This is a genomic window from Dyella lutea, assembly GCF_024158035.1.
Classification (GTDB): Bacteria; Pseudomonadota; Gammaproteobacteria; order Xanthomonadales; family Rhodanobacteraceae; genus Dyella_A; species Dyella_A lutea.
Window position 1 is genome coordinate 649,929 of sequence record NZ_JAMZEK010000001.1, and the last position, 23,684, is coordinate 673,612.

16 protein-coding genes and 1 riboswitch are annotated in these 23,684 nt (G+C 67.9%); of the genes, 3 read left to right on the plus strand and 13 right to left on the minus strand.

Translation table 11 applies throughout. The features are described from left to right. Positions 1–90 precede the first annotated feature (90 nt). The 3 genes from NC595_RS02895 to NC595_RS02905 all read right to left on the minus strand — a co-directional run bounded on the left by NC595_RS02895 (position 91) and on the right by NC595_RS02905 (position 2,766). Entirely contained in the window at positions 91–705 is a 615-nt protein-coding gene (locus tag NC595_RS02895) for a hypothetical protein (RefSeq protein ID WP_253564770.1), read from the minus strand. 160 nt (positions 706–865) lie between these two features. Further along, a complete protein-coding gene (gene queF, locus NC595_RS02900; protein WP_253564771.1) occupies positions 866–1,687 on the minus strand; it encodes an NADPH-dependent 7-cyano-7-deazaguanine reductase QueF in 822 nt (273 codons plus the stop codon). An 86-nt stretch (positions 1,688–1,773) separates the two neighbouring features. Then, entirely contained in the window at positions 1,774–2,766 is a 993-nt protein-coding gene (locus NC595_RS02905; protein WP_253564772.1) for an aldo/keto reductase, read from the minus strand. Between the two features lie 115 nt (positions 2,767–2,881). On the opposite strand from NC595_RS02905, the gene NC595_RS02910 reads away from it, so the two are divergent. Then, a complete protein-coding gene (locus NC595_RS02910) occupies positions 2,882–3,787 on the plus strand; it encodes a LysR family transcriptional regulator (RefSeq protein WP_253564773.1) in 906 nt (301 codons plus the stop codon). A 243-nt stretch (positions 3,788–4,030) separates the two neighbouring features. Here NC595_RS02910 and NC595_RS02915 read toward each other — a convergent pair whose 3' ends face one another. Continuing rightward, the gene (locus NC595_RS02915) at positions 4,031–4,774 is read right to left on the minus strand and encodes a glutathione S-transferase family protein (protein ID WP_253564774.1); all 744 of its coding nucleotides are present in this window, start codon (positions 4,772–4,774) and stop codon (positions 4,031–4,033) included. A gap of 243 nt (positions 4,775–5,017) precedes the next feature. Between NC595_RS02915 and NC595_RS02920 the strand changes: the two genes are divergently transcribed. Beyond that, positions 5,018–7,345 carry a S9 family peptidase gene (locus NC595_RS02920; protein ID WP_253564775.1) on the plus strand — a complete coding sequence of 776 codons (2,328 nt, stop codon included), beginning with the start codon at positions 5,018–5,020 and terminating at the stop codon, positions 7,343–7,345. A 71-nt stretch (positions 7,346–7,416) separates the two neighbouring features. Here NC595_RS02920 and NC595_RS02925 read toward each other — a convergent pair whose 3' ends face one another. The 4 genes from NC595_RS02925 to NC595_RS02940 all read right to left on the minus strand — a co-directional run bounded on the left by NC595_RS02925 (position 7,417) and on the right by NC595_RS02940 (position 14,244). Continuing rightward, the gene (locus NC595_RS02925) at positions 7,417–9,273 is read right to left on the minus strand and encodes a M56 family metallopeptidase (protein WP_253564776.1); all 1,857 of its coding nucleotides are present in this window, start codon (positions 9,271–9,273) and stop codon (positions 7,417–7,419) included. Between the two features lies 1 nt (position 9,274). Next, positions 9,275–9,661 carry a BlaI/MecI/CopY family transcriptional regulator gene (locus tag NC595_RS02930; protein ID WP_253564777.1) on the minus strand — a complete coding sequence of 129 codons (387 nt, stop codon included), beginning with the start codon at positions 9,659–9,661 and terminating at the stop codon, positions 9,275–9,277. A gap of 144 nt (positions 9,662–9,805) precedes the next feature. Continuing rightward, a complete protein-coding gene (locus tag NC595_RS02935; RefSeq protein WP_253564778.1) occupies positions 9,806–13,048 on the minus strand; it encodes a TonB-dependent receptor in 3,243 nt (1,080 codons plus the stop codon). Positions 13,049–13,218: 170 nt separating this feature from the next. Further along, positions 13,219–14,244, minus strand: a complete 1,026-nt coding sequence (locus NC595_RS02940; RefSeq protein ID WP_253564779.1) for a ribonucleotide-diphosphate reductase subunit beta — start codon at positions 14,242–14,244, stop codon at positions 13,219–13,221. A gap of 175 nt (positions 14,245–14,419) precedes the next feature. Between NC595_RS02940 and NC595_RS02945 the strand changes: the two genes are divergently transcribed. Further along, positions 14,420–14,716 carry a GIY-YIG nuclease family protein gene (locus NC595_RS02945; RefSeq protein WP_253564780.1) on the plus strand — a complete coding sequence of 99 codons (297 nt, stop codon included), beginning with the start codon at positions 14,420–14,422 and terminating at the stop codon, positions 14,714–14,716. Positions 14,717–14,849: 133 nt separating this feature from the next. Here NC595_RS02945 and NC595_RS02950 read toward each other — a convergent pair whose 3' ends face one another. The 5 genes from NC595_RS02950 to NC595_RS02970 form a co-directional block, all read right to left on the minus strand. Further along, on the minus strand, positions 14,850–17,258 hold the full coding sequence (locus tag NC595_RS02950; RefSeq protein WP_253565687.1) for a ribonucleoside-diphosphate reductase subunit alpha: 2,409 nt from the start codon (positions 17,256–17,258) through the stop codon (positions 14,850–14,852). A 476-nt stretch (positions 17,259–17,734) separates the two neighbouring features. Next, a riboswitch (cobalamin riboswitch) is annotated at positions 17,735–17,948 on the minus strand. Positions 17,949–18,056: 108 nt separating this feature from the next. Then, positions 18,057–18,443: a DUF779 domain-containing protein gene (locus tag NC595_RS02955; protein WP_253564781.1), complete on the minus strand. Its 387-nt coding sequence runs from the start codon at positions 18,441–18,443 to the stop codon at positions 18,057–18,059. Positions 18,444–18,470: 27 nt separating this feature from the next. Next, entirely contained in the window at positions 18,471–20,633 is a 2,163-nt protein-coding gene (locus tag NC595_RS02960; protein ID WP_253564782.1) for a TonB-dependent receptor family protein, read from the minus strand. A gap of 87 nt (positions 20,634–20,720) precedes the next feature. Continuing rightward, the gene (locus tag NC595_RS02965) at positions 20,721–21,950 is read right to left on the minus strand and encodes a c-type cytochrome (protein ID WP_253564783.1); all 1,230 of its coding nucleotides are present in this window, start codon (positions 21,948–21,950) and stop codon (positions 20,721–20,723) included. A gap of 15 nt (positions 21,951–21,965) precedes the next feature. Continuing rightward, entirely contained in the window at positions 21,966–23,666 is a 1,701-nt protein-coding gene (locus NC595_RS02970; RefSeq protein WP_253564784.1) for a methanol/ethanol family PQQ-dependent dehydrogenase, read from the minus strand. Positions 23,667–23,684 lie beyond the last annotated feature (18 nt).

Sequence of the window (23,684 nt, forward strand, 5' to 3'; positions counted from 1 at the left end):
GTTCGCGGTGCCTCCACGCGAGTGTGAACGCCACGAAAAAAAGAGGCGCCCGGTGGGCGCCTCGGATCGCTAGCCGACGAAGCATGCAGGTCAGCCGGGACTCTTCACTTCGAAGGCGCGGGTCGACACCGGCTTGCCGTCGAGCGCGATCTCGACCTGGTACTTGCCGGCCGGCCACAGGTGCGGGTTCTGGATCTTGAAGGTGGTCACCGCCGGGCCGTCGGTGGCGATCGACTGGCTGATCGCGCTGACCAGCTGGCCCTTGCCCTCGAGGTAGCTCCAGCGCGCGCTGAGCGTGACGCCGTCGGTCTTGCCGCGGGTTTCCACGCTGGCATAGATCGCCTTGTGGTCGGCGGCGATGCTGTCCTTCGGCGCGGTCACGGCATGGCCGGAGTTCACCGCATCGCCGATCACCACCTGGTCGATGCCGAAGGCATTGTCGACGGCGGGCGTGGCGGCGGCTGTGGTGCCGGCATTCGCCGGGGCGCTGCTGCCGGCCGGAGCCGGCGCCGCTGTGGAGGCAGGAGCGGGCGCGGTGGCAGCCGGGACCGGCAACGGGCTCATCGGTGTCATCGGCGCAGTGGCCGCGGTGCTGGCGGGCGCCGGGGCCGGGGTAGTGTTGTCGTGCTTGCCGCAGGCGCCGAGCAGGAGCGCGCCGCTGGCTGCGAGACTGCATAACAGGAGATGGCGAGCGGACGTTTTCATGGCAGGTCTTCCGTCTTCGACTTGGGGAGTGGGAGGTGCCGTCCATGGCCGCACGGCGCGCTCGGCGCCGCAGGGTCGAGGAGGCTAGTCCGCCCGGTCTGAAGCGTCGGTTACCGTGGCGCTCGCCGGTTCATCTTGCAGTGAGGCAGGCCGCCCGCGGTTACTGCCGCGCACCGCGCAGATTGACCGGCACCTGCTCGCCGCTGCTGCGGAACGGATTGATGTCCAGCCCGCCGCGTCGCGTGTAGCGCGCGTACACGCTGAGGGTGTCCGGGGCACAGCGCGCCATCAGGTCGACATAGATCCGCTCCACGCACTGTTCGTGGAACTCGTTGTGGGTGCGGAACGAGATCAGGTAGCGCAACAGGCCCTCGCGATCGATCGGCCGGCCGCGGTAGCGGATCTGCACGCTGCCCCAATCCGGCTGCCCGGTGACCGGGCAGTTCGAACGCAGCAGGTCGGACACCAGTTCCTCCTCGACCACGTCCGTGCCGGCCACGCGCAGGTAGTCGGCCTTGGGCGGGCCGTAGTCGTCGATCTCCAGCGGCTGGTCGTCGATGTACTCGCCCTCGAGGTCGCGGATGGTGTGCACGATGGCCGCGGGCAGGCTCAGCTCCACTTTCACCGTCGCACCGGCGGCCGCGGAGAGGTCGCGTTCGAGCACACCGATCAGGTGCGGCGCATCGGGCATGCGTTCCTGCGAGAAGCCATTGAGATACAGCTTGAGCGACTTCGACTCGATGATGTTCGGCGAGGTCGCCGGCACGCGGATCTCGACGATCGCCACCATCGGCTTGCCGCGCGCGTCCAGCCACGAGAACTCGTAGGCGTTCCAGATATCCACGCCGTGGAAGGGCAACCGACCGGTGACGCCGATCTCCGCGCGCTTGGCGGCGCGGGCGATCGGAAAGAGCAGGGTCGGGTCGTAGCGGTCGGCGTAGACGGTGGTCTTGCCGAGCTGGGAGTCTTCGGGCGTGTTCATCGCACCAGTTTACCGGCGATGCGTGAACCGGCTGCGACGCCGGCCACGGCAGCGACAAGCCGCCGCGGCCGGCCGGGGCCGGGCAATCAGGCGTTCACGGCGCTCATCATCGCCTCGGGATAGCGGGTGCCGGCGGCGGCATCCGGTGGGAATACCGCATCGATCGCAGCCCGCTCGGCGGCGTCCAGCTGGACGTCGAGCGCGTCGAGGTTCTCGTCCAGCCGCGTGCGGCGCTTGGTGCCGGGAATCGGCACGATGTCCTCGCCCTGTGCCAGCACCCAGGCCAGCGCCAGCTGTGCCGGCGTGCAGCCCTTGCGGGCGGCCAGCGCCTTCACCTGGTCCACCAGTGCCAGGTTGCGGGCGAAGTTGTCGCCCTGGAAGCGCGGGCTGTGGCGGCGGTAGTCGTCGGCGTCGAAATCCCCGGGCTTGCTGATCGCGCCAGTGAGGAAGCCGCGACCCAGCGGCGAGTAGGCCACCAGTGCCACGCCGAGCCGGCGGCAGGCGGCGAGCATGCCGTTGGTCTCCGGGTCGCGCGTCCACAGCGAGAACTCGCTCTGCAGCGCGGCGATCGGGTGCACCTTGCAGGCGCGCTCGAGCGTGGCGCCGGAGGCTTCAGACAGGCCGAGATGACGCACCTTGCCGGCCTGCACCAGCTCGGCCATCGCGCCCACGGTTTCCTCGATCGGCACGCTCTTGTCCACGCGGTGCTGGTAGTACAGGTCGATCGTCTCCACACCGAGCCGCTTCAGGCTCGCGTCGCAGGCCGCGTGCACGTATTCCGGCCGGCCGTTGATGCCGCGCACGGTAGGGTCGTTCGGGTCGCGCAGGACACCGAACTTGGTGGCCAGGAACACCTCGTCGCGGCGGCCCTTGATCGCCTGGCCGACCAGCCGTTCGTTGGTGTGCGGGCCGTACATGTCGGCGGTGTCCAGCAGAGTGAGGCCGCGGTCCAGGGCGTGGCGGATGGTGGCGATCGACTCGGCGTCGTCACGGCCGCTGTAGAAATCGCTCATGCCCATGCAGCCCAGGCCGAGGGCAGAGACCTGGGGGCCGTTCCGGCCGAGGGTACGCATCTGCATCGTGATCGCTCCTTTGAGGGGGATGTGGGGTGCCGCAGGGAGCCAGTGTGCCGTCGGTCCGGAGGTGGATAAATGCTCAATAATGGCCAACACCATTTCAATGAAATAAACAATCATGGACCGCATCGAGGCCATGCGCCTGTTCACCCGCATCGTCGATCTGGGCAGCTTCACCGCGGCGGCGGATGACCTCAGCCTGCCGCGCGCCACCGTCACCCACGCGGTCAAGCGGCTGGAGGCACGGCTCGGCGCGCAGTTGCTCCAGCGCACCACCCGGCGCGTGCGCACCACCCGCGACGGCGAGGTCTACTACGGCCACTGCCAACGCCTGCTGGCCGACCTGGACGAGGTGGAGGCGGACTTCCGCGAGGCCGCCACGCAGCCGCGCGGGCGCCTGCGGGTGGACCTGCCTGGCGCGTTCGCGCGCAGCCGGATCATTCCGCACCTGCCCGGGTTCTGCGCCCGCTACCCTGGCATCGAGCTGGACATCGGCACCGGCGACCGTTTCGTCGACCTGCTGCGCGAGGGCGTGGACTGCGTGCTGCGCGCCGGCGAGTTGCCCGACTCGGGCATGGTCGGACGCCGGCTCGCCGTGCTCGAGCAGGTCACCGTGGCCAGTGCCGGCTACGTGCGCGAACACGGCATGCCGCGGACGCCGACCGATCTGGCGCAGGGCCATGTCGCGGTGAACTGGGCCTCGCCCACCACGCGCCGGGTCGAGCCGCTGGAGTTCATGGTCGGTCGCCACCGTCGCACCGTGCTGTTGCCCTCGCGAGTGGTGGTCAGCGGGGTGGACGCCTACCACGGCTGCTGCGAGGCCGGCCTGGGCATCGCGCAGTTTCCGCGCTACCACGTGGCCGAGGCGCTGGCGGCAGGCCGGCTGGTCGAGCTGCTGCCGGATACGCCACCGCCGGGCCTGCCCCTGACCGTGCTGTACCCGCCGCAGCGGCAGATGCCGGCGCGGCTGCGGGTGTTCGTCGACTGGCTGGCCGGTTTGTTTACCGCGCACGGGTTGGCATGAGGCAAGGCGCTCACGGGACGCGAGGCATTCGCGGCGATCGAGGGGCCTCTTCAGCTGGGGCCGGTCGGGGCTGAAGCCCCTCCTACAGGAGCAGGTGCGACTCCGCTCCGCCTTTTGTGGGAGCGGCTTCAGCCGCGACGAGTTGCATCTTCAGCTGGGGCCGGTCGGGGCTGAAGCCCCTCCTGCAGGGACAGGTGCGACTCCGCTCCGCTTTTGTGGGAGCGGCTTCAGCCGCGACGGTGTTCAGCGAAAGCCGCGCCGCGCAGGGGCGTCGCCCAGTGTCGCCTCGGTGAGCGCCACACCCATCGCCGCCAGTGCGGGGCGCTGCTCGGCCAGCGGCATGCGCACGATGCGGTCTTCGATCGTGCCGAGCTTCTGCATCGCCGGTAGCGCCATCACCGCAGCGACCAGCGCCGCCATGCGCGGCCAGCGTGCCGCATCGATCGCGTACTTCACGAACCCGGCGGTGCGGAAGAAGCTGGCGAGCGTGATGTCGGCGATGGACAGCTCGCCGAACGCGAATCCCGAAGTCGGCAGCTGCGCCTCCAGGTACTCCAGCGCGGCAGGGATCTCCTCCTCGCGCGCCCTGCGCACCATCGCCTCGTCGGCCTCCTCGCGAAACAGGAAACGCTTGGCACCGAGCTGGAAGAACAGCTTCCAGATCAGCACGTCGCCCAGGTGGGTGTCGGCGTACTCTTCCAGCCAGCGCGCCCGGGCGCGCTGGCCCGGATCGGCCGGGTACAGCGACGGCGTCGGGTGGCAGTCCTCCAGGTACTGGCAGATCACGCTGGAGTCGTTGAGCACCAGCTCGCCATCGATCAGCACCGGGATCCGGCGCAGCGGGCTGAGCCGGGTAAACGCCTCGTTGCCGACGAACGGGGCGATCGGGTCGATCCGGTAGGCGATGCCCTTCAGCTCCAGGCATGCGAGCACCTTGCGCACGTAGGGCGAGATGTAGCTGCCGATCACGCTGACGGCTTCGGCCATGGCCGGACTCCGAGGGGCGGGAGAGCCGGCAGGGTGCGATGGGGCCGTGCGCAGCGTCAAGGCGGGTTTGTCGACAGGACTTCTGGCAGGGGTACCCCCGTGGCTGGCGGGACTAGCATCCGGGATCGGGCAGCGACAGGGGCGCTGCGGGCTTCCGCGATGCGGGCACGCCGCGAATCAGGGATGCTGTCCGGATTATCGCCGGAGCCTTCCGGCGCACGTTCCCACGCAGCGGAGTCCCTCATGCGATCCATCCCCGCGACATCGCGCCTGCTCGGCGCGCTGGTCCTCGCCGGCCTTGCCGCCGGCGTCCATGCCGAAGGCCCCGTGCTCACCGATGCGGACTACGCCCGCGCCGAGCAGATGGTCGGCTACAAGGCGATCCCGCTGGTCAATCACGCGGTCACCCGCGTCTCCTGGCTGGACGATACGCACTTCGCCTACGACGACCACGACGCCAGCGGCGACCACTACCGCCGCATGGACACTGCCACCGGCCGCAGCGAACCGCTGTTCGACCAGGCCAGGCTGGCCCAATCGCTGAGCAAGCTGGCCGGCGGCAAGCCGATCGAGGCGGACAGGCTCGGCCTGCGCGGCATCGCCGTGGCGCCGGACGGCCGTTACCAGCTGGAAGTCCGCGGCAAGACCTACCTGTGCAGCGCCGACGCGGTGTGCGCCGAGCCGGCCAGGGGCGAAGCGAAGGGCGACGAGCCGGGCGTGCTGTCGCCGGACAAGAAGTCCGAGGCCTTCATCCGCGACTGGAACCTGTGGATCCGCGACGTCGCCACGGGCAAGGAGACCCAGCTCACCACCGACGGCGTGAAGAACTTCGGCTACGCCACCGACAACGCCGGCTGGAAGCACACCGACCATGCCATCCTGGAGTGGTCGCCGGACTCGAAAAGGATCGCGACCTTCCAGCAGGACCAGCGCAAGACCGGTGACATGTACATGTTCACCACCAACGTCGGCCATCCGAAGCTGGAGGCGTGGAAGTACCCGCTGGCCGGCGACAAGGACATCACCATGATCGAGCGCGTCGTCATCGACGTGCCGACGAAGAAGGTGGTGCGGCTGGACATGCCGGCCGACCAGCACCGCTCGACCCTGTGCGACGACGTCAGCTGCGGTCCGGACGGTGGCTGGGACGACGTGAAGTGGGCGCCGGACAGCAAGACCATTGCCTTCGTCTCCACTTCGCGTCATCACAAGCACGAGTGGTTCCGGATCGCCGACGCGGCCACCGGCAAGGTGCGCACGGTGTTCGAGGAGTCGGCCAAGACCTACTACGAGAGCGGCATCGGCAAGGCCAACTGGGCCTATCTGCCGGCCACCCACGAGGCGGTGTGGTACTCCGAGCGCAGCAACTGGGGCCAGCTGTACCTGTACGACCTGACCACCGGCAAGCTCAAGCACGCGATCACCACCGGCGACAGCGTGGTGACCGAGATGCTGAAGGTGGACCCGAAGACCCGCACCGTGTGGTTCGAGGCGGTGGGCCGCACCAAGGGGCTGGATCCGTACTTCACCCAGTTCTACAAAATCAGCCTCGACGGCGGCAAGCCGACCCTGCTCACGCCCGAGCCGTCCGATCACCAGATCAGCCTGTCCCCGGACGGCGACACCTTCGTCGACGCGTATTCCACCCCGACCGTGCCGCCGGTGACGGTGCTGCGCTCCAGCGGCGATGGCCACACCCTGGCCACCGTGGCCAAGGCCGACATCAGCCGCCTGCGGGCCGTGGGCTGGGTGCCGCCGGTGCCGATCACGGTGAAGGCGCGCGACGGCAAGACCGAGCTGTACGGCCTGATGTTCAAGCCGTCCAACTTCGACCCGCACAAGAAGTACCCGATCGTCGACTACGTGTACCCGGGTCCGCAGATCGGTTCGGTCGGATCGCGCGCGTTCTCGGCGGCGCGGGTCGACCACCAGGCGCTGGCCGAGCTGGGCTTCATCGTGGTGGCGATCGACGGCATGGGCACGCCCTACCGTTCCAAGGCCTTCCACGATGCGTGGTACGGCAACATGGGCGACAACACGCTGCCCGACCAGGTCGCCGGCATCAGGGAACTGGCCAAGCGCTATCCGTGGATCGACGCGACCCGCGTCGGCATCTGGGGCCACTCCGGCGGCGGCAACGCGTCCACCGACGCGATGTTCCGCTATCCCGACTTCTTCAAGGTCGGCTGGTCCGAGAGCGGCAACCACGACAACCGCAACTACGAGGACGACTGGGCCGAGAAGTACCAGGGCAAGCTGGTCACCGACAAGGACGGCAAGAGCAACTACGACGACCAGGCCAACCAGAACCACGCGGCCAACCTCAAGGGCCACCTGATGCTGGTGCACGGCACGATGGACGACAACGTGCCGGTGACCAACACGCTGCTGGTGGCGCAGGCGCTGATCAAGGCCAACAAGGACTTCGACATGCTGCTGCTGCCGAACATGCACCACGGCTACGCCGAGGACGCGCCGTACGTGATGCGCCGGCGCTGGGACTACTTTGTGCGCTACCTGATGGGCGGCACCCCGCCGAAGGAATACCCGATGCACCCGACGATGCCCTGAGCGGCGCGGGGTTTCAGACGAAAAAGGCCGGCCCCGCGGGGCCGGCCTTTTTGCTGCGCGACACGTGTGGGTCAGCGCACCGGCACAGCCTCGGCCAGGCCTTTGGCCAGCGCACCGTCGATCAGCGCGGAGAGCTCGCGGTCGGCGCGGGCGGAGGCCGCCTGCTGACGCTTGCCCAGCTCGGCCTGTTGCTTGCCGAGTTCGGCCTGCTGCCGGCCCAGTTCGGCCTGGCGCTTGCCGAGTTCGGCCTGGCGGGCCTGTAGGTCCTGCTCGCGGGCCTCCAGCGTGGCCGCGCGCGAGGCCGCGTCGTTCTGGCCGATCAGCGCCGCCCGTTGCATCGCCAGCTCGGCCTGCTGCTGGCCGAGTGCGCCCTGCTGCGCGCCCAGGCCACCCTGGCGTCCGCCTAGCTCGCCCTGTTTGCCACCGAGCTCGCCCTGCTTGCGGGCAAGCGCGGTGACCGGTGCATAGATCGCCCTGGCGTGGGCGACGGTGGCGGCATCGCGGATCACGTAGGACTTGTCGCCACGGCGCACCCATAGCAGCGGCTCGCTGCCCTTGCGCAGGCGACGTGCGATGGCGACGTCGCCGTCGGTACCACTCATCGTGACCGAGTCGCCGTCGAACAGCGCGAATCCGTTCTGCGCGTGGTCGTCGGTATCGATGTCGATGTGGCTGTAGCCGCTGAAGGCGATGTTGTGCGCGGGAGGCGCCGGCGGTGCGGGTGGGGCGGGCGGCGCCACCGGTGGCGGGGGCGGTGGCATCGATGCGGCGACCGGCGGAGTCGGGGGAGGCGCCGGCAGTGCGGGCGGCACCGGCATCGGCGCGGCATCCTGTCCGGCCGTGGCGGCGGCTGGTGCCGCGGCACTGGCCGGGCGGGCGGAGACGGCGGCGCCGGTCAGCGAGGGCTCGGCCGCGGTGACGCGGTAGGGCACCACGCCGACGGCGGCGATCAGCGCCACCAGCAGCCACCCGCGCAGGCGGGAGGAGGGATCGGTCTGTTGCAGCATGGTCAGTCGCCTCTTCAGGTTCTCGAACGTGGGGGATGCGCCGGCCAGGCCGGCGTGCAGGGGGTGGCCCACGCCCAGGCGCAGCAGCAGTCGGCCGTAGGCCTGTGGGGCCGAGCCGGAATGCCGAAGCACCTGCGCATCGCAGGCCGCTTCGCGGTGCAGGGCGTACTCGCGCATCGCCCAGCGCACCAGCGGATGGAAGAAGAACAACCGCAGCGCCAGCGCCGGGACCCAGGCCAGCCACAGGTCGCCGCGCTGCAGGTGGGCCAGTTCGTGGTCCAGCGCCATCGCTGTCTCGTCCGGCGAGAGCGAGTGTTCGGCAGGCAGCAGGATCGCCGGCCGCCAGGGTCCGACCACCTGCGGCGAGACGACCTGCGTGCTGGCGCGCAAGTCGGGAGCGCGGCGCAGCCCGAGTTCGCGGGCCCGTCGGGTGCACAGGGCCTGCAGGGCGGCATCGTCGAGCGGCGTCGAATCGCGGCGCAGCGACCATGCCTCGTGCTGCTGGCGCATAGCGCGGACCAGCAACAGCAGCAGGCCCGCGATCCAGCAGGCGGCGAGTTCCGCATGCCAGTGGCCACGCCCCGCATCATCCGGGGAACCCACCAGCACCGGGCTGTCCGTCGTAGCAGACACCATCAGCGGCGGCCCCTCGGTGTTGACCGCGGACCGCACCACCGAGACGTGTGCCGGAACTTCCGCCGGCGCAGCGGCCAGCCATCGCAGCGGCACCGGGTTGAGCCACAGCAGGCCCACCAGCAACTGCAGGCCGACCAGCCACCACAGCTGGCAGCGCACGGCTGCCGGCAGTCGCGGTCGCAGGCGGATCACCAGGGCAACCGCGCCGATCAGCACGCAGGCCTGCAGCGAGCTCCAGACCAGGCGCTCCAGCAGGGCGGTCGCGAGACTCTCGAGGGGGGCCATGTCAGCGCTCCTTGCGCTGCGACTGCAACTGGGCGACCAGCGATTCCAGCTCGGCCAGCTCGGCGTCGCTGACTTCGGCGCGTTCGGACAGGTAGGCCACGAACGGGGACACCGAGCCGCGCAGGGTCTTCTCCACGAAGCTGCCGACCGCGCTGCGCATCGCCTCGGCCGGGCCGGTGGCGGCGTCGTAGCGGTACACGCCCTTGAGCTGCCGGCGCTTGAGGTAACCCTTGCCGCGCAGACGCTCCATCATCGTCAGCACGGTGGAGCGGGCGAGGGCCCGCGCCTCGCCGAAGTCGGCCGCGACCTCGCCGACGGAGGCGGCGGGGTGCTCGGCCAGATAGTGCAGCAGCGCCAGTTCCTGGTCGCCGATCGTGGGCTTGCCCATGGCGGGGCTCCGTATGACTACAGGTGTAGTCAAGCTACGCCATGACTACACCTGTAGTCAACAGGCCTTCTGGCAGCCGATCCGGCAAAGAAAAACGGGCGCCCCGAGGGGCGCCCGTTTCCGGTACGACGGTGGTGCGATGGATCAGAACGTGTACTTCAGCGTCAGCATGGCCGACCACCGCGACACCACGCGGCTCGGGTCATAGAAGCCGCCGTCATATACCTGCAGCGGCTGCGGCTGGTAGTTGCCGTTCTTGTCGGTCGGCAGGTTGTAGACGTACTGGCCCTGCGCGTTCACGCCGCCGTAGTTGACCAGCGTGCGGGTCGGGTAGATGCCGGTGATGCGCTGCTGGCCCCAGTTCTTGTTCATCAGGTTGAGGAAGTTGTAGACGTCCAGACGGACCTCACCCTTGTTGCCCTTGAACAGACCCGGGATCTCCTGCGAGAAGCTCATGTCCAGCGTGGTCACCCACGGCGTGTGCGCGCCGTTGCGGGACGCGATCTGGCCGCGATGGTCCTTCAGGTACTTGTCGCTGGCGAGGAAATCCTGGAACTGCTGGATCTGCTGCGCGGTGGCGTTGCCGTAGCTGACCTTCGGATCGTTCGCGGTCGGGATGTACGCCGGATCCCAGCCGGAGATGCTGTCGCCGTTGGCGTCGTTGCCGAACACCCAGGTGTACGGGTTGCCGGTGCGGCCGTTGTAGAACATCGACACCTGCGTGGCGTAGTCGCCGAAGAAGTTGTGCCTCCAGTTCAGCGCCAGCTTGATGCTCTTGGCGGTGTTGTAGTTCGAGGTGGCCGCCACGTCGCTGTTCGGGTTCAGGCGCGCAATGCGCGAGTAGCCGGAGTAGGCGATGGTGTCGGCGCCCGGATCGACGTCGGTGGCGTGGTTGAGCGTCACGCTCGCGGTGCCGGACAGGCCGTCGGTGAACGGCTTGCTGACCGCCAGGGTGAAGCTGTCGGACTTGCCCTTGTGGGTGTTGGTCAGCAGCGTCGAGGCCGAGCTGAAGGCCAGGTTGCGGTTGGCCAGCGCGTCCTTCGAGGTGGGCGCCTCGCCCGGGGTCTTCCAGAACTGCTCGCGGCCGTCGGGCAGCACGCCGGTCGGCGCACCGAAGTTCACGACCTGGTACAGGATGCCGTCGCGCACCTGGATGTGCTGGTACTCGGCCGATGCGACCAGGCCCCACCACGGCAGCTCGCGGTCGAGCGCCAGGCTCGCCTTCCACACGGTCGGCAGCTTGAAGTTCTTGTCGATGGTGTCGATCGAGCCGGCGCCACCGCCGGCCGGGATGTTCTGGTTGAACGGATCGGCGCTGAACGCGGCGGTCGACGGATCGAACGAGGTATACGACAGCAGGGTGACGCCGTTGTTCTGGTACGGGTTGGTCATCCACACCGTCGGCGGCGAGGTCTGGAACAGGCCCACGCCACCGCGCAGCTGCGTGCGGTAGTCGCTGTCGAACGAGTAGTTGAAGCTCAGGCGCGGCTCGACCACGCGGTTGTGCGAACCGATGGTGTAGTTGTTCGGATAGCCGAACGCCTGCTCGAACGCGGCGTTGTACACCGGCGCGTTGCTGGAGTGCGGGATGTCCACGCGCACGCCGTACTGCACCGACAGCTGCTCGTTGACCTGCCAGGTGTCCTGCAGGAACGGGCTGTACTGGCTGTAGGTCCACTTGCCGGCGATGTCGTTGAGCGTGTAGCCCGGCGCCGGGTGATAGAGCTCGTACTTGTTGTAGTTGCCGGCAGCGAAGTTGGCCAGGCCCCAGAACGTGTACACGCCAAACTCGGCCTGGCCGAACAGGTTGTTGATCTTGTTGCGCTGGTAGTCGATACCGCCCTTGATGGTGTGGTCGCCGACGTAGTACGTGCCGGCCAGGAACACGCTGAGCTTCTTGGTATCGATGTGGTTGTAGTGGCGGTAGCGCTCCTCGCCCAGGTTCACCGACGGGCCCTTGCCGTCCGGCGACAGGTTCACCGTCACCGACGGCTGCTGGTACGGCGCGGTGGTGTCCTGCACGTACTTCTGGAAGCCGACCTTCGCTTCGGTGGAGAAGCTGTCCGACCAGTCGTCGAACAGGTGCGCGACGTAATTGTTGGTGGTGATCTTCTTGGTGTAGGTGTAGCTGGACAGGCCGACGCTGCTGGCGCCGTTGCCGCCGACGGCCGGCAGCAGCTCGCGCGTGTTCTGGTAGGTGAAGCTGGCGCGGTGGTTGTCGGTGATGTTCCAGTCGATCTTGCCCAGATAGCGCTTGTCGTCGTAGGTCAGGCCGGTGGAGCCGCCGAAGTTGCCGGGGGTCAGGCCCAGCGCGGTGGCGGTGTCGATCACCTTCTGCAGGTCGCCCGGCGACACCTTGTTGCTGGTCGACGCGCCGTCACCCAGCGAGGCGTCCAGGCCGTTGGCCGAATCGGCGCCGATGCCGGTGGTCTTCTCGTGCTCGGCCGAGACGAAGAAGAACAGCTTGTCCTTGATGATCGGGCCGCCGAAGGTCGCGCCGTAGGTCGCGTCCTTGTCGTAGCCGTTGTACTTGTAGCCCGGGTTGCTCGACGGCAGCCAGCCGGCGTCGCCGACCAGGTGGTTGGCGTTGCGGTACGAGTAGTACAGCGAGCCGTGGTACTGGTTGGTGCCGGACTTGGTCACCGCGTTGACGTCGGCGCCGACGGTGTCCGAGCTCACGTCGTAGTTGGCGGTGGAGATGTTGTACTCGGCGATGGTCTCCGGCGAGATCGCCGCCTTCTGGTACGGCAGGCCGTTGGCATTCAGGCCGAACGGGTCGCCCTGGGTCACGCCGTCCACCGCGATGTTGTTGTAGCGGTTGTTCATGCCGTTGGCGGAGATCGAACCCACGCCCTGGTCCAGCACGGTGATGCGCGGGTCGAGGCGGGCGACGTCGTCCACCGAGCGATTGCCCTGCGGGGTGGCGGCCAGCTGCTGCTGCGAGATGTTGGTCGACAGGCCCTTGTTCTCGCTGGAGAAGGTTTGCGCCAGCGCCGAGGCGCTCACGGTCACGGCCGAGAGATTGCGGGCCTGGGCGGCGCTCGGCGCCATGCTCAGATTGATCGACGAGGTCTGACCCAGCTGCAGGAACACGTTGTCCTGCTCGGCGGCGGTCGAACCACCCTTGTTCACCGTGATGTCGAACGGACCGCCTACGCGCAGGCCCTGCGCGGCGTAGCGCCCGTCGGCGTCGGTGGTCACGGTCTTGGTGGTGCCGGACGGACGGTGGACGATGGTCACCGTGGCGTTGGCGACCGGCTGGCCGGCGGTGTCGAGCACGCGGCCGGCGACGCCGGAGGTGGTCACGTTCTGCGCCGAGGCGGTGCCGACGGCGAGCAGAGTGGCGATGGCGACGGGCAGCAGCCGGCCGCGAAGGGTGGATTTCATCGGAAAGACCTCGGGTAGTGGGAAAACCGATGCGCCTCAGGCCCTTATCGGAGCCCAAGACGCGCAAACGCCGGGCCCCGGGGAGGGACTCGGCGTCTGTAACCACACAATTTTAACGATCTTTGTTACGCCCGGATATCACCCAGGTGTCGAAACATGCTGCTATCCGTTCAGAATGCCATGTCGAACGCCACCTCGCCCGACACGCCGACCTGGTAGGCCGACACGCGCCGTTCGAAGAAGTTGGTCACTTCCTGCACGTCCTGCAGGTCCATGAAGTCGAACGGGTTGGTCGCGCCGTACTTCTTCGGCAGGTCGAGCTGGGCCAGGCGCTGGTCGGCACAGTACTCCAGGTACTGGCGCATGTCCTTTACCGACAGGCCGGCGACGCCTCCGGACAGCACATCCTCGGCGAACTGGGTCTCGCAGGCGATCGCCTCTTCCAGCATCTGCTCGACCTGCATGCGCATGGCATCGTCGAACAGCTCGGGCTCTTCGGCGCGGACGGTGCGCACCACATCGAACGCGAAGGCCATGTGGCAACTCTCGTCGCGGAACACCCAGTTGGTGCCCGAAGCCAGCCCGTGCAGCAGGCCGCGCGAGCGCAGGAAGTAGACGTAGGCAAACGCCGCGAAGAAGAACAGCCCCTCGATGCAGGCCGCGAAGCAGATCAGGTTGAGCAGGAACTGCCGCCGCTGTTCGCGCGTATCCAGGCGGTCGAGCTGCTGGATCGAGTCGATCCACTTGAAGCAGAACGCGCCCTTGGCGCGGATCGAAGGGATGTTCTCGATCGCCGCGAACGCCCGATTGCGCTCGACCGGATCGGGGATGTAGGTGTCCAGCAGGGTCAGGTAGAACTGCACGTGCAGCGCTTCCTCGTAGAGCTGGCGCGACAGGTACATGCGCGCTTCCGGCGCGTTGACGTGCCGGTACAGGTTCAGCACCAGGTTGTTCGCCACGATGGTGTCGCCGGTGGCGAAGAACGCCACCAGCCGATGGATCAGGTGGCGATCGGCCGCCGACATCTTGCTGTTGAGGTCGCTGGTATCGAGCGAGAAATCCACCTCGTCCACCGTCCAGGTGTTCTTGATCGCGTTCCTGTACATCTCGTAGAACGCCGGGTAGCGCATGGGGCGCAGGGTGAGCTCGAAGCCGGGGTCGAGGAGGTGTGGGGGGTGCTCGGGTTGGGCGGACATGAGACTTCCTTATGAAGCGCTGCGGGCTGCGCGCGCAGGGTTGGTCTTGCCGTCATCCCAGCGAACGCTGGGATCCAGTGCCTTGCGCCTACGTGGTGTGGCGGTCAAATCCGAAGGCGCTGGATTCCAGCGTCCGCTGGAATGACGGGGTTGGGTTTTCTGGATCTATGGCGTCATGCGCGAACGTCAACCGTGCGTCTATCTGCTCGCGAGTGGCCGCAACGGCACGCTCTACATCGGTGTCGCCTCGAACCTCCCGGCGCGCATCTGGCAACACCGAAACGACGTCATCGAAGGATTCGGCAGCCGGCATCGTGTTCATGACCTTGTCTGGTTCGAGCTGCACGAAACCATGGAATCGGCGATAGCCCGCGAGAAGGCGCTGAAGGCGTGGAAGCGGACGTGGAAGATCGAACTCATCGAGGCGTCGAATCCCTACTGGCGTGATCTCTACCCGGAAATCTGCGGGTAGCCGTCCATGGCTCCCAGCAGAATGTTTTCCCTCGCCGTCATTCCAGCGAACGCTGGAATCCAGCGTCTTCCACGCTACGGACCACGTCACTGGATCCCAGCGTTCGCTGGGATGACGGTGAGGTACGTCAGGCTTACTGGCAGGCCTCGCAGTACTCGGGGTTTTCCAGCGAGCAGAACACCGCCGCGGTGGCCTGGTCCTGTTCTGCAGCAGGTTCGGCCACCGCCTTCCCCGCACTCACCGTCGCCTTGGCGATCTTCGTCGCCGGTCGCGAGCGCAGGTAGTAGGTGGTCTTGATGCCGGCCTTCCATGCGTACATGTACATCGAGCTGAGCTGACCGATGTTCGGGTTCTCCATGAACAGGTTCAGCGACTGGCTCTGGTCGATGTATGCACCGCGCGCGGCGGCCAGGTCGATCAGGGCCTTCTGCGGCAGTTCCCACACGGTGCGGTAGATCGCGCGCAGCCGTTCGGGGATAGCGGCTATGCCCTGGATCGAGCCCTCGGCCAGCTTGATCTGGTCGCGCACCTCGGCGGTCCACAGGCCCAGCGTCTTCAGTTCGTCGACCAGGTAGCGGTTCACCACCAGGAAATCGCCGGACAGCGTCTCGCGCTTGAACAGGTTGGACACCTGCGGCTCGATGCATTCGTAGCAGCCGGCGATCGAGGCGATCGTCGCGGTCGGTGCGATCGCGATGAGCAGCGAGTTGCGCAGGCCGTGCGACTTGATGCTTTCGCGCAGCGCCGCCCAGCGCGTCGGCTCGTGCGGCTGTGCGTTCGGCCAGTAGCCGAACTGCAGTTCGCCATTCGCAGCCCGGCTTTCGGCGAAGCCGGCGTGCGCGCCGTGCTCCATCGCCAGCTCGTTCGACTGGCCGAGCGCGTGGAAGTAGATCTCCTCGGCGATGCGCGTGGACAGCGCCAGCGCCTCGGCCGAGTCGAACGGCAGGCGCAGCTTGAAGAACACGTCCTGCAGGCCCATCACGCCCAGCCCGACCGGGCGCCACTTCATGTTGGCGCTGCGCGCGGTGGCGATCGGGTAGAAGTTGAGGTCGATCACGCGGTCGAGCTGGCGTACTGCGGTACGCACGGTGGCGGCGAGTTGGTCGAAGTCGAACGCGCCGTCGGCCACGTGCCGCGCCAGGTTCACCGAACCCAGGTTGCACACGGCGGTCTCGCCGGCCGAGGTCACCTCCAGGATCTCGGTGCACAGGTTGGACAGGTGGATCACGTTGTGCGGCTGGGCGGTCTGGTTGCTGGTGGCGTTGCAGCGGTCCTTGAAGGTCATCCAGCCGTTGCCGGTCTGCGCCAGCGTGCGCAGCATGCGGGCATAGAGCTCGCGCGCCTTTACCGTCTTCGCGGCGAGGCCGTCTGCCTCGGCCCGGCGATACGCGGTTTCGAAGGTTTCGCCCCAGCTGTCGACGAAATGCGGCACGACCTTGGGATCGAACAGCGACCACTCGCCGTCGCGCTCGACCCGGCGCATGAACTCGTCGGGAATCCAATTGGCCAGGTTCAGGTTGTGCGTGCGGCGCGCCTCGTCGCCGGTGTTGTCGCGCAGCTCGAGGAACTCCTCGATGTCGGCGTGCCAGGGCTCGAGGTACACGCAGGCGGCGCCCTTGCGCTTGCCGCCCTGGTTCACCGCGGCGACCGAGGCATCCAGCGTCTTCAGCCACGGCACCAGGCCGTTGGAGTGGCCGTTGGTGCCGCGGATCAGCGAGCCGCGCGAACGCACGCGCGACCAGGCGATGCCGATGCCGCCGGCGAACTTGGACAGCTTGGCCACGTCGGCATACTTGTCGTAGATCGACTCCAGCGAATCGACCGGCGAGTCGAGCAGGAAGCACGAGGACAGCTGCTCGTGCGTGGTGCCGGCGTTGAACAGCGTCGGCGAGCTGGGGATGTATTCCAGCGAAGAGAGCAGTCGGTACAGCTCCAGCGTCTCGCTGATCTGATGGGCGCCGCCGTCGTTGCCGCCCAGCGCGCAGGCGATGCGCATGAAGAAGTACTGCGGCGTCTCGATCACGTAGCGCTTCGTGGGGTGCCGCAAGAGATACCGGTCGTACACCGTGCGCAGGCCGAAGTACTCGAAGCGGCGCGATGCCAGCGGATCGATCGCGTCGTTGAGCTTGCGCGCATTGAGCGCCACGAAATCGCGCAGCCGCGCGTTGAGGAGGCCGACCTCGGCACCGTGGGCGATCGACTGCGAGAAGCTCTGGATCTCCTGTCCGGCCACTTCCTTGTCGATGAAGGCGGACAGCAGGCGCGCGGCGAGCTGGCCGTATTCGGGCTCCTCCGCGGTGAGCGCGGCGGCGGTGCGGATCGAGAGCTGATCCAGCTCGGCCGTGGTGGCGCCGTCGTACAGGCCGCCGATGGTCTTCAGCGCCACGCGCAGCGGATCGACCGCGTGCAGACCGTCGGCGCTGCGGGTGACCGCCCGGACGATCTTGTTGACGTCGACGATCTCCTGGCCACCGTTGCGCTTGGTCACGCGCATCTGGCCGGGGTTGTGCGGCGGGGTGAGGGTGAAGTCCGACGGCGGCATGCCGTCGGCGAGGGTGGGCGACGGGACCGCAGCCGGTGCGCGGTCGAGGGTGTCCAGCGATTCCATGGTGGAAGCTCCCGAAGGGGAATCCGCCGCGCCGGCCCGGGAGGGGTAAGGAGCCTCGACGGTAGAAACTCGAGGGGCTGCGGCTTCGCGCTTTTGGCCGGCTTTTTCGCTCCTTTTCGTCAGATAGCTACGGCTATCTTCCTCAAACGATCAAAAAATCCGACTCAAAATCGCTTTGCCTCGCTCCCTTGATTTCCACCGCCGAGGCCCCTGGGACGACGCGACGGTTCCGAAACTCAAACGCCTGCTCCCGCGCGCAGGGCCTGAGGCTTGGCTTCCATGGAAAAACGCGTCGACACGCAGGCGCATGAAGGCCTGCCATGCGACGCGTCTCCCCGCGGAAACGGTCACCTGCGCCGGGTCGCGAGAGCATCGGCGCACCGCGTCTCACCGGACGCGACCGCCGGCCCATGGGGCCCGACGTGCTGGCAGGTCTTCGGACTTGCGGACATGGACCTGGCAGTCCTCCTACTCGCGAAGGCTTCCCAGGCGCAGAGACCCAGTGCCATTGATCGCTTTCGTTTCCACTTACCGCTGCGGGGCAGTTCCGGATTCGCACCGGATTCCCTTTTAAGCCCGACCGACGATCACGTCTGGGCGGGCACCAACGAGCGCAACATAGTGGGCCGATCCGGGGCGGTCAACCCCAGATATTGTGGACAATCCTGTGGAAAAGCCCGGCTGGCCCAGCGCCTGCGCGGGCTGCGGCGTATCCGAAAAAAAACCGGTGGCTCAGAACCGCCCGGCCGCCTTGAGCGCCTCGACTTCCTCGTCGGTGAACAGCCGCGAGCGGGTCAGGAAGCGCACGCCCTCGCCGTTCTCCAGCGAGAACATGCCGCCGCGACCCTCGACCACGTCGATGATCAGTTGGGTGTGCTTCCAGTATTCGTACTGCGAGGGACTCATGTAGAACGGCGCGCCGGCGATCTCGCCCAGGCGCACGTCGCGGTCGCCGACGATGAAGTCGTCCTGCGGATAGCACATCGGCGAGGAGCCGTCGCAGCAGCCGCCGGACTGGTGGAACAGCAATGAGCCGTGCCGCTCGCGCAAACGCTCGATCAGCGCTTCGGCGGCGGGTGTGGCGAGCACCTTGGCGATGTCGGTGGCGGGGGCGGACATGGTGTTTCCTCCTCTTGAAGCGCGACCTCAGAAGGTCAGCCGCGCACCCAGCATGTAACTGCGGTCGGGGCCGGGTTCGAAGTAGCGGCCGTTGCCGTCGTTGACGATCACCGAGCCGACGTAGCGGCGGTCGGCCAGGTTGCTGATGCGCGCCGAGAGGTCGAGCCGGGTGGTTTCTCCCAGCGCGAAGGTGTAGCCGGCGTCGACGTCGACCAGCGCGTAGCCGGCAGCACGATCGGTGCCGAAGTCGTTCACCACGACTGAGCCGACGCCAGTGAGCGTGATGCCCTCGCGCCAGCCGTTGCCGTTGCCGTGTTCCAGCCGCAGCGAGCCGTAGTCCTGCGGCACGCCGGGGATGCGCGAGCCGGCGGCGACCGGCGTGGTCGGCACCGTGCACGGCGAGCCGGTGCAGGCGAGATAGCTGTCCTGGAAGCGTGCACGCAGGTGGGTGACGCCGGCGCTGAGGCGCCAGTCCGGCGCCAGCTCGCCGGTGGCGGACAGCTCCACGCCCTCGCGGCGGGTGTGGCCGGCATTGCGGTAGGTGGCGCGACCGTTGGTGTTGCTCGCTACCGCCAGTTCGTTGCGGGTATCGGCGCGGAACAGCGCAGCATCGACTTCAAGCCCTTTTGTCGCCTGCCACTTCGCACCCAGCTCGTAGTTGTTGCTGCGTGCGGGTTTGAGGTCGAAGGCGAGGCCGGCCTGGCCGTCGGCGCGGTAGCCCAGCTCGTTGTAGCTGGGTGTCTCGAAGCCGCGGCCGTAGCTGGCGTAGACGCGCAGCGCATCGCTGGCGCGGTACTGCAGGCCGACCACCGGCGTGGTGGCGCTGTAGGTGACGTGGCCGCTGTCGTCCGGGTTGTTCGGGGTGATGTAGAAGTCGTGCTCGGTGAAGCGCACGGTGTCGTGGCGCAGCCCAAGCAGCAGCGCCCACTGCGGCACGAAGTGCCAGTAGAACTGCGCGTACCCGGCCACGTTGTTGACGTTGTCGTGCTCGTTGCGGCGCAGCGTTCCCTTCACCCCCAGCGTGCTGCCGATGAAGTTCTCGTAGCCGGTACGACGCTGGATCTGGTAGTCGCCGCTGGCGCCGAGCACCGCCTCGTAGCTGCCGCTGCCGAGCTGGCCGCGGTGGGTCCAGCGCAGGTCGGCGCCGCCGTAGTTGGTGGCCGGCGCCACCACGCCGCCGGACTGCAGCGGGTTCTTCTGTACGAAGGTGGGGATCGACAAGTACTGGATGATGCTGCGGTAGCCGTAGTACGCCATCGCGCGCCACTGGTCGCTGGCGCTGAGGGTCTGGTCGTAGATCAGGCCGACCTGGTTCTGCTTCGCGCTCTTGCGGGTGTTGTAGGTCGCTGCCACCGCGGTGGCCTGGCGGGGATCCTGCTCCATCTGCGCGCGGGTCAGGCCGAGCGGGTCCTGGGTATCGGGCTGGTTGATCCGGTTCAGCACAACGGTGAGCTTGCGCTGTTGCCCAAGGTCGATGCCGAACTTGGCGTTGTCCGATTCGCGGCGCACGCGACTGTGCGCGCGGTAGCCGCCGGAGAGGAATTCCGACGCGGCGATGTTGTAGTCGACCGGGCCGACCGTGCCGCGGGTATCGGCCATGTAGCGGAAGCTGTCGTAGCTGCCGCCGTACACGCCCAGCGTGGTCTGCGGGGTGGGCGTGCCGTCGGCGGTGTAGAGCTGGATCACGCCACCGGCGGCGTTGCCGTAGAGCACCGAGAACGGACCGCGCAGCACCTCGATGCGGTCGGCCGAGTCCAGGTTGAACGCCGATACCTGGCCCTGGCCGTCCGGCAGCGTGGCCGGGATGCCGTCCATGTAGACGCGGATGCTGCGCACGCCGAAGGTGGTGCGCGAACCGAAGCCGCGGATCGAGATCTGTTCGTCCTGCGCGTAGTTCTGCCGGTCGCGGGCGAGGATGCCGGGTACGCCGGCGAGCGCTTCGGAGAAATTCACACCGGGCAGGCCGGCGTTGCCCGGATCGACATGGATCACGCTCAGCGCGGCCGGTACGTCGAACGGCGGGATATCCAGCCGGCTGGCGTTGACCTGGATCGCCGGCAGCGACGTGGCGTCATCGGTCGGAGCGGTCTGGGCAGCAGCTGGCGTGATCAGCGCGAGCGCGAGGGCGCTGGCCAGCGGCACCATCGCGAGGCGGTACCGCGAGCCGACAGTCCCGGTCGGACGGCCCATCGATCCATGCATCACATCCATCTCCTCGTCTCGTACGGAAAAGGGCGGGCCGGGGGAGCATGCGCCTCCGGCCCGCCCTTCGGCCAGTCATTCGCCGTGATAGAGCAGCTTCACCTTCGAGCTCAGCGCCTCGTCGTAGGTCAGTTGCTTGCCGCCGGCGGGGTAGCCATTCTGCTGCAGCAGGAACGCCATGATCTGCACGTAATCGTCGTGCGCGAGGCTGCCCGGCTCGGTCGCCGGCATGTTGTGCACGAGGATGGTGAAGATGTCCTTGACGTGGAACTGCGCTTCTTCCGAGGCGAAATTGGCGCCCTTCAGGGCCGGGCCGGCGCGGCCTTCCAGGTGCGGGCCGTGGCATACCGCGCAGTTCTCCTTGAACTTGGCCTGGCCGAGCTCCGCCTGGGCTGCGGTGTACAGCGCCGGCAGTGCGTCGTCGTCGTGGTGCGCCTTGCGATCGCCCATGGGCTTGGGTGCGGCACCGGCGCAATGGCGTGCGACACGGCGACCACTTCGTTCCGCCCGGGCGGTGCGGGCCACCGGACGCGAGGGTCCGACCGCCCCGGTGCGGGCGTACGGTGCCAGCAGGTCGGCAAGGCGTCCGGAGGCCTGGATCGCGGCGATCGCCTGCTCGAAGGCGTCGGCCGCGGCCTGGTGCCTGGCGTCATACAACGCCACCAGGTTGAAGTTGGCGTGCGGCTCGTGCAGCGGATGGATCTGCAGCCCGCTGCGCGATCCCGCCCCGGCGAGATAGCGGCGCACCGTTGGCTCCCACAGCATCGCCGCGGGCACCTGGTGCCGGGCCAGCGCACGCAGCGCGTTCTCGTCGCTCAGGTGCACGTCGGCGACCAGCTGGCGATGGTCGATGAAGTACAGGTTCGGCGTGGTCTGGTAGGTCACCGCCACGTTGCTGCCGGCGGCCAGCTGGTCCAGCGTGGCGACGTGGCTGCCGCGCGGGGTCACCAGCACGAAGCCGGTGTGGCCGTAGGGCGTGCTGGCCTTCAGCCCGGGCGGTGCGCCATGCGCGTCGGCATCGATCGGGAAGCCCAGCACCAGATCGCAGCTGTGCCCGGCGAGCTTGTTGAAGTGGTCGAGGTCGAAGCCGTCGTCGTCGCCGCTGCCGTCGAAGCGGTGGATTTGCAGCATGGCGTGCTCATGCTGCGCCACCGCCTGCGCCAGGCGGGTGTCCATGGCGGCGGTGGGACTGGAGCTGTCGATGCAGACCGACAGGTCGGCGGCTGCCGCGGTGCCGCCGTACAGAAGTACGGCGGCGATCGCGACCAGCCACGCACGCGGGCGGGAATGGCAGGTCAGTGTCATCGTCAGGCGCTCCGGTTACAGCGAGAACACATACAGGTGGCCACCGACCGGGATGTTCATCACGGCCGGATCCTTCGCCATGTCGCCACCCCAGATCGGCGTGGCGCCGCCCCAGCCGGCGTACACGCCGACATACTGCTTGCCGTCGACCACCCAGGTGCTCGGCACGCCGATCACGCCGGAAGTCATCTCCGGGCTCTTCCACAGCACCTTGCCGGTCTTGGCGTCGAACGCCACCAGGTGGCCGTCGGCACTGCCGGAGAACACCAGGCCGCCGGCGGTGCTGAGCATGCCGCTGTTCCACGGCAGCGCGGACGGGTAGCTCCACACCTGGTTGCCGGTGTTCACGTCGATCGCCTGCACCGAGCCCCACTGGCCCTTGTGCGCCGGATCGGCGACCACCTTGAAGGTCTCGCCGAGGAACGGCAGGCCCGCCTTGTAGGCCACCGTGGCGCCCTTGATGGTCATGCAGGTGTGCATGGTCGGCACGTAGGCGAGGTGGGTCTGCGGGTCGACCGAGATCGGCCACCAGTTCTTGCCGCCGAGGAAGCTGGGGCAGGTGAACACTTCCTTGTCGATGGTCGGGCGCAGCGCCGGGTCGGTCTGCGGCTTGCCGTCCTTGAAGCCGCTGACCGAGGTGGCGGTGGCGAACTTCTTGGCGTAGATCAGCTTGCCGTCGGTGCGGTCGATCGCATAGAACCAGCCGTTGCGGCTGGCGGTGACCAGCGCCTTGTGCTGCTTGCCCTCGTAGTCGATGTCGGTGAGCACCGTCTCGTTGGTGCCGTCGTAGTCCCAGGTGTCGTTCGGCGTGTACTGGTAGTGCCACTTGATCTTGCCGGTGGCCGGGTTCATCGCGATCACCGAGTCGGTGTACAGGTTGTCACCCGGGCGCAGCGTCGCCAGCCACGGGCCGGGGTTGCCCACGCCCCACAGCAGGGTGTCGGTATCGGCGTCGTAGGTGCCGGTCAGCCAGGCGCCGCCGCCGCCGGTCTTGTAGGCGCCCTTCGGCCAGGTGTCGCCGCCCGGCTCGTTCGGTGCCGGAATCGTGTACTGCTTCCACACCGGCTTGCCGGTCTTCGCGTCCAGCGCCTCGATGAAGCCGCGCGCGCCGTACTCGCCGCCGGACAGGCCGACCACCACCTTGCCCTTGACCACCAGCGGCGCCAGCGTCATCGCCGTGCCCTTGTCGGCCGGGGCGAGCTGGTGCTTCCACACGGTCCTGCCGGTGCGGCCGTCCAGCGCGACGACGTAGTTGTCCAGTGTGGCCATGTAGACGTCGTCGCCGTACAGCGCCACGCCGCGGTTCACCACGTCGCAGCACACGGTGCGCAGGCCGACGTGGGAGAGGTCGTGCTGGTACTTCCACAACAGCTTGCCGGTGCTCGCCTGGAAGGCCAGCAGCTCGTCCTTCGGCGTGGTGATGAACATGAAGTCGCCGTTGACCACCGGCGGTGCCTCATGGCCCTGGTCGAAGCCGGTCTTGTAGTCCCAGACCGGCTTCAGGTGGGCGACGTTGGCCGTGTCGATCTGGGTGAACGGAGCGTAGCCGGAGCTGGTGTAGTCGCGGCGGTACATCAGCCAGCCATTGTCGCTGGCTGCCGCCTTGAGTCGCGCGTCGGTGACGGGTGCGTAGTGCTCGGCGGCCATGGCCCCCGCGCTCGTGGCCAGCAGGGCGGCGATCAGGGCGGTGCGGCGAAGGTGTGCGATTCGCTTCATGTCGTGGGTCCTCGTGGC

What these genes read in the sequence shown, in the direction of transcription:
- NC595_RS02945 (WP_253564780.1), top strand. Translation starts at nt 14,420, where the DNA reads ATGCGCGAACGTCAACCGTGCGTCTATCTGCTCGCGAGTGGCCGCAAC.
- NC595_RS02925 (WP_253564776.1), bottom strand. Translation starts at nt 9,273, where the DNA reads ATGGCCCCCCTCGAGAGTCTCGCGACCGCCCTGCTGGAGCGCCTGGTC.
- NC595_RS02910 (WP_253564773.1), top strand. Translation starts at nt 2,882, where the DNA reads ATGGACCGCATCGAGGCCATGCGCCTGTTCACCCGCATCGTCGATCTG.
- NC595_RS02970 (WP_253564784.1), bottom strand. Translation starts at nt 23,666, where the DNA reads ATGAAGCGAATCGCACACCTTCGCCGCACCGCCCTGATCGCCGCCCTG.
- NC595_RS02920 (WP_253564775.1), top strand. Translation starts at nt 5,018, where the DNA reads ATGCGATCCATCCCCGCGACATCGCGCCTGCTCGGCGCGCTGGTCCTC.
- NC595_RS02935 (WP_253564778.1), bottom strand. Translation starts at nt 13,048, where the DNA reads ATGAAATCCACCCTTCGCGGCCGGCTGCTGCCCGTCGCCATCGCCACT.
- queF (WP_253564771.1), bottom strand. Translation starts at nt 1,687, where the DNA reads ATGAACACGCCCGAAGACTCCCAGCTCGGCAAGACCACCGTCTACGCC.
- NC595_RS02930 (WP_253564777.1), bottom strand. Translation starts at nt 9,661, where the DNA reads ATGGGCAAGCCCACGATCGGCGACCAGGAACTGGCGCTGCTGCACTAT.
- NC595_RS02940 (WP_253564779.1), bottom strand. Translation starts at nt 14,244, where the DNA reads ATGTCCGCCCAACCCGAGCACCCCCCACACCTCCTCGACCCCGGCTTC.
- NC595_RS02915 (WP_253564774.1), bottom strand. Translation starts at nt 4,774, where the DNA reads ATGGCCGAAGCCGTCAGCGTGATCGGCAGCTACATCTCGCCCTACGTG.
- NC595_RS02895 (WP_253564770.1), bottom strand. Translation starts at nt 705, where the DNA reads ATGAAAACGTCCGCTCGCCATCTCCTGTTATGCAGTCTCGCAGCCAGC.
- NC595_RS02965 (WP_253564783.1), bottom strand. Translation starts at nt 21,950, where the DNA reads ATGACACTGACCTGCCATTCCCGCCCGCGTGCGTGGCTGGTCGCGATC.
- NC595_RS02950 (WP_253565687.1), bottom strand. Translation starts at nt 17,258, where the DNA reads ATGCCGCCGTCGGACTTCACCCTCACCCCGCCGCACAACCCCGGCCAG.
- NC595_RS02960 (WP_253564782.1), bottom strand. Translation starts at nt 20,633, where the DNA reads ATGGGCCGTCCGACCGGGACTGTCGGCTCGCGGTACCGCCTCGCGATG.
- NC595_RS02955 (WP_253564781.1), bottom strand. Translation starts at nt 18,443, where the DNA reads ATGTCCGCCCCCGCCACCGACATCGCCAAGGTGCTCGCCACACCCGCC.
- NC595_RS02905 (WP_253564772.1), bottom strand. Translation starts at nt 2,766, where the DNA reads ATGCAGATGCGTACCCTCGGCCGGAACGGCCCCCAGGTCTCTGCCCTC.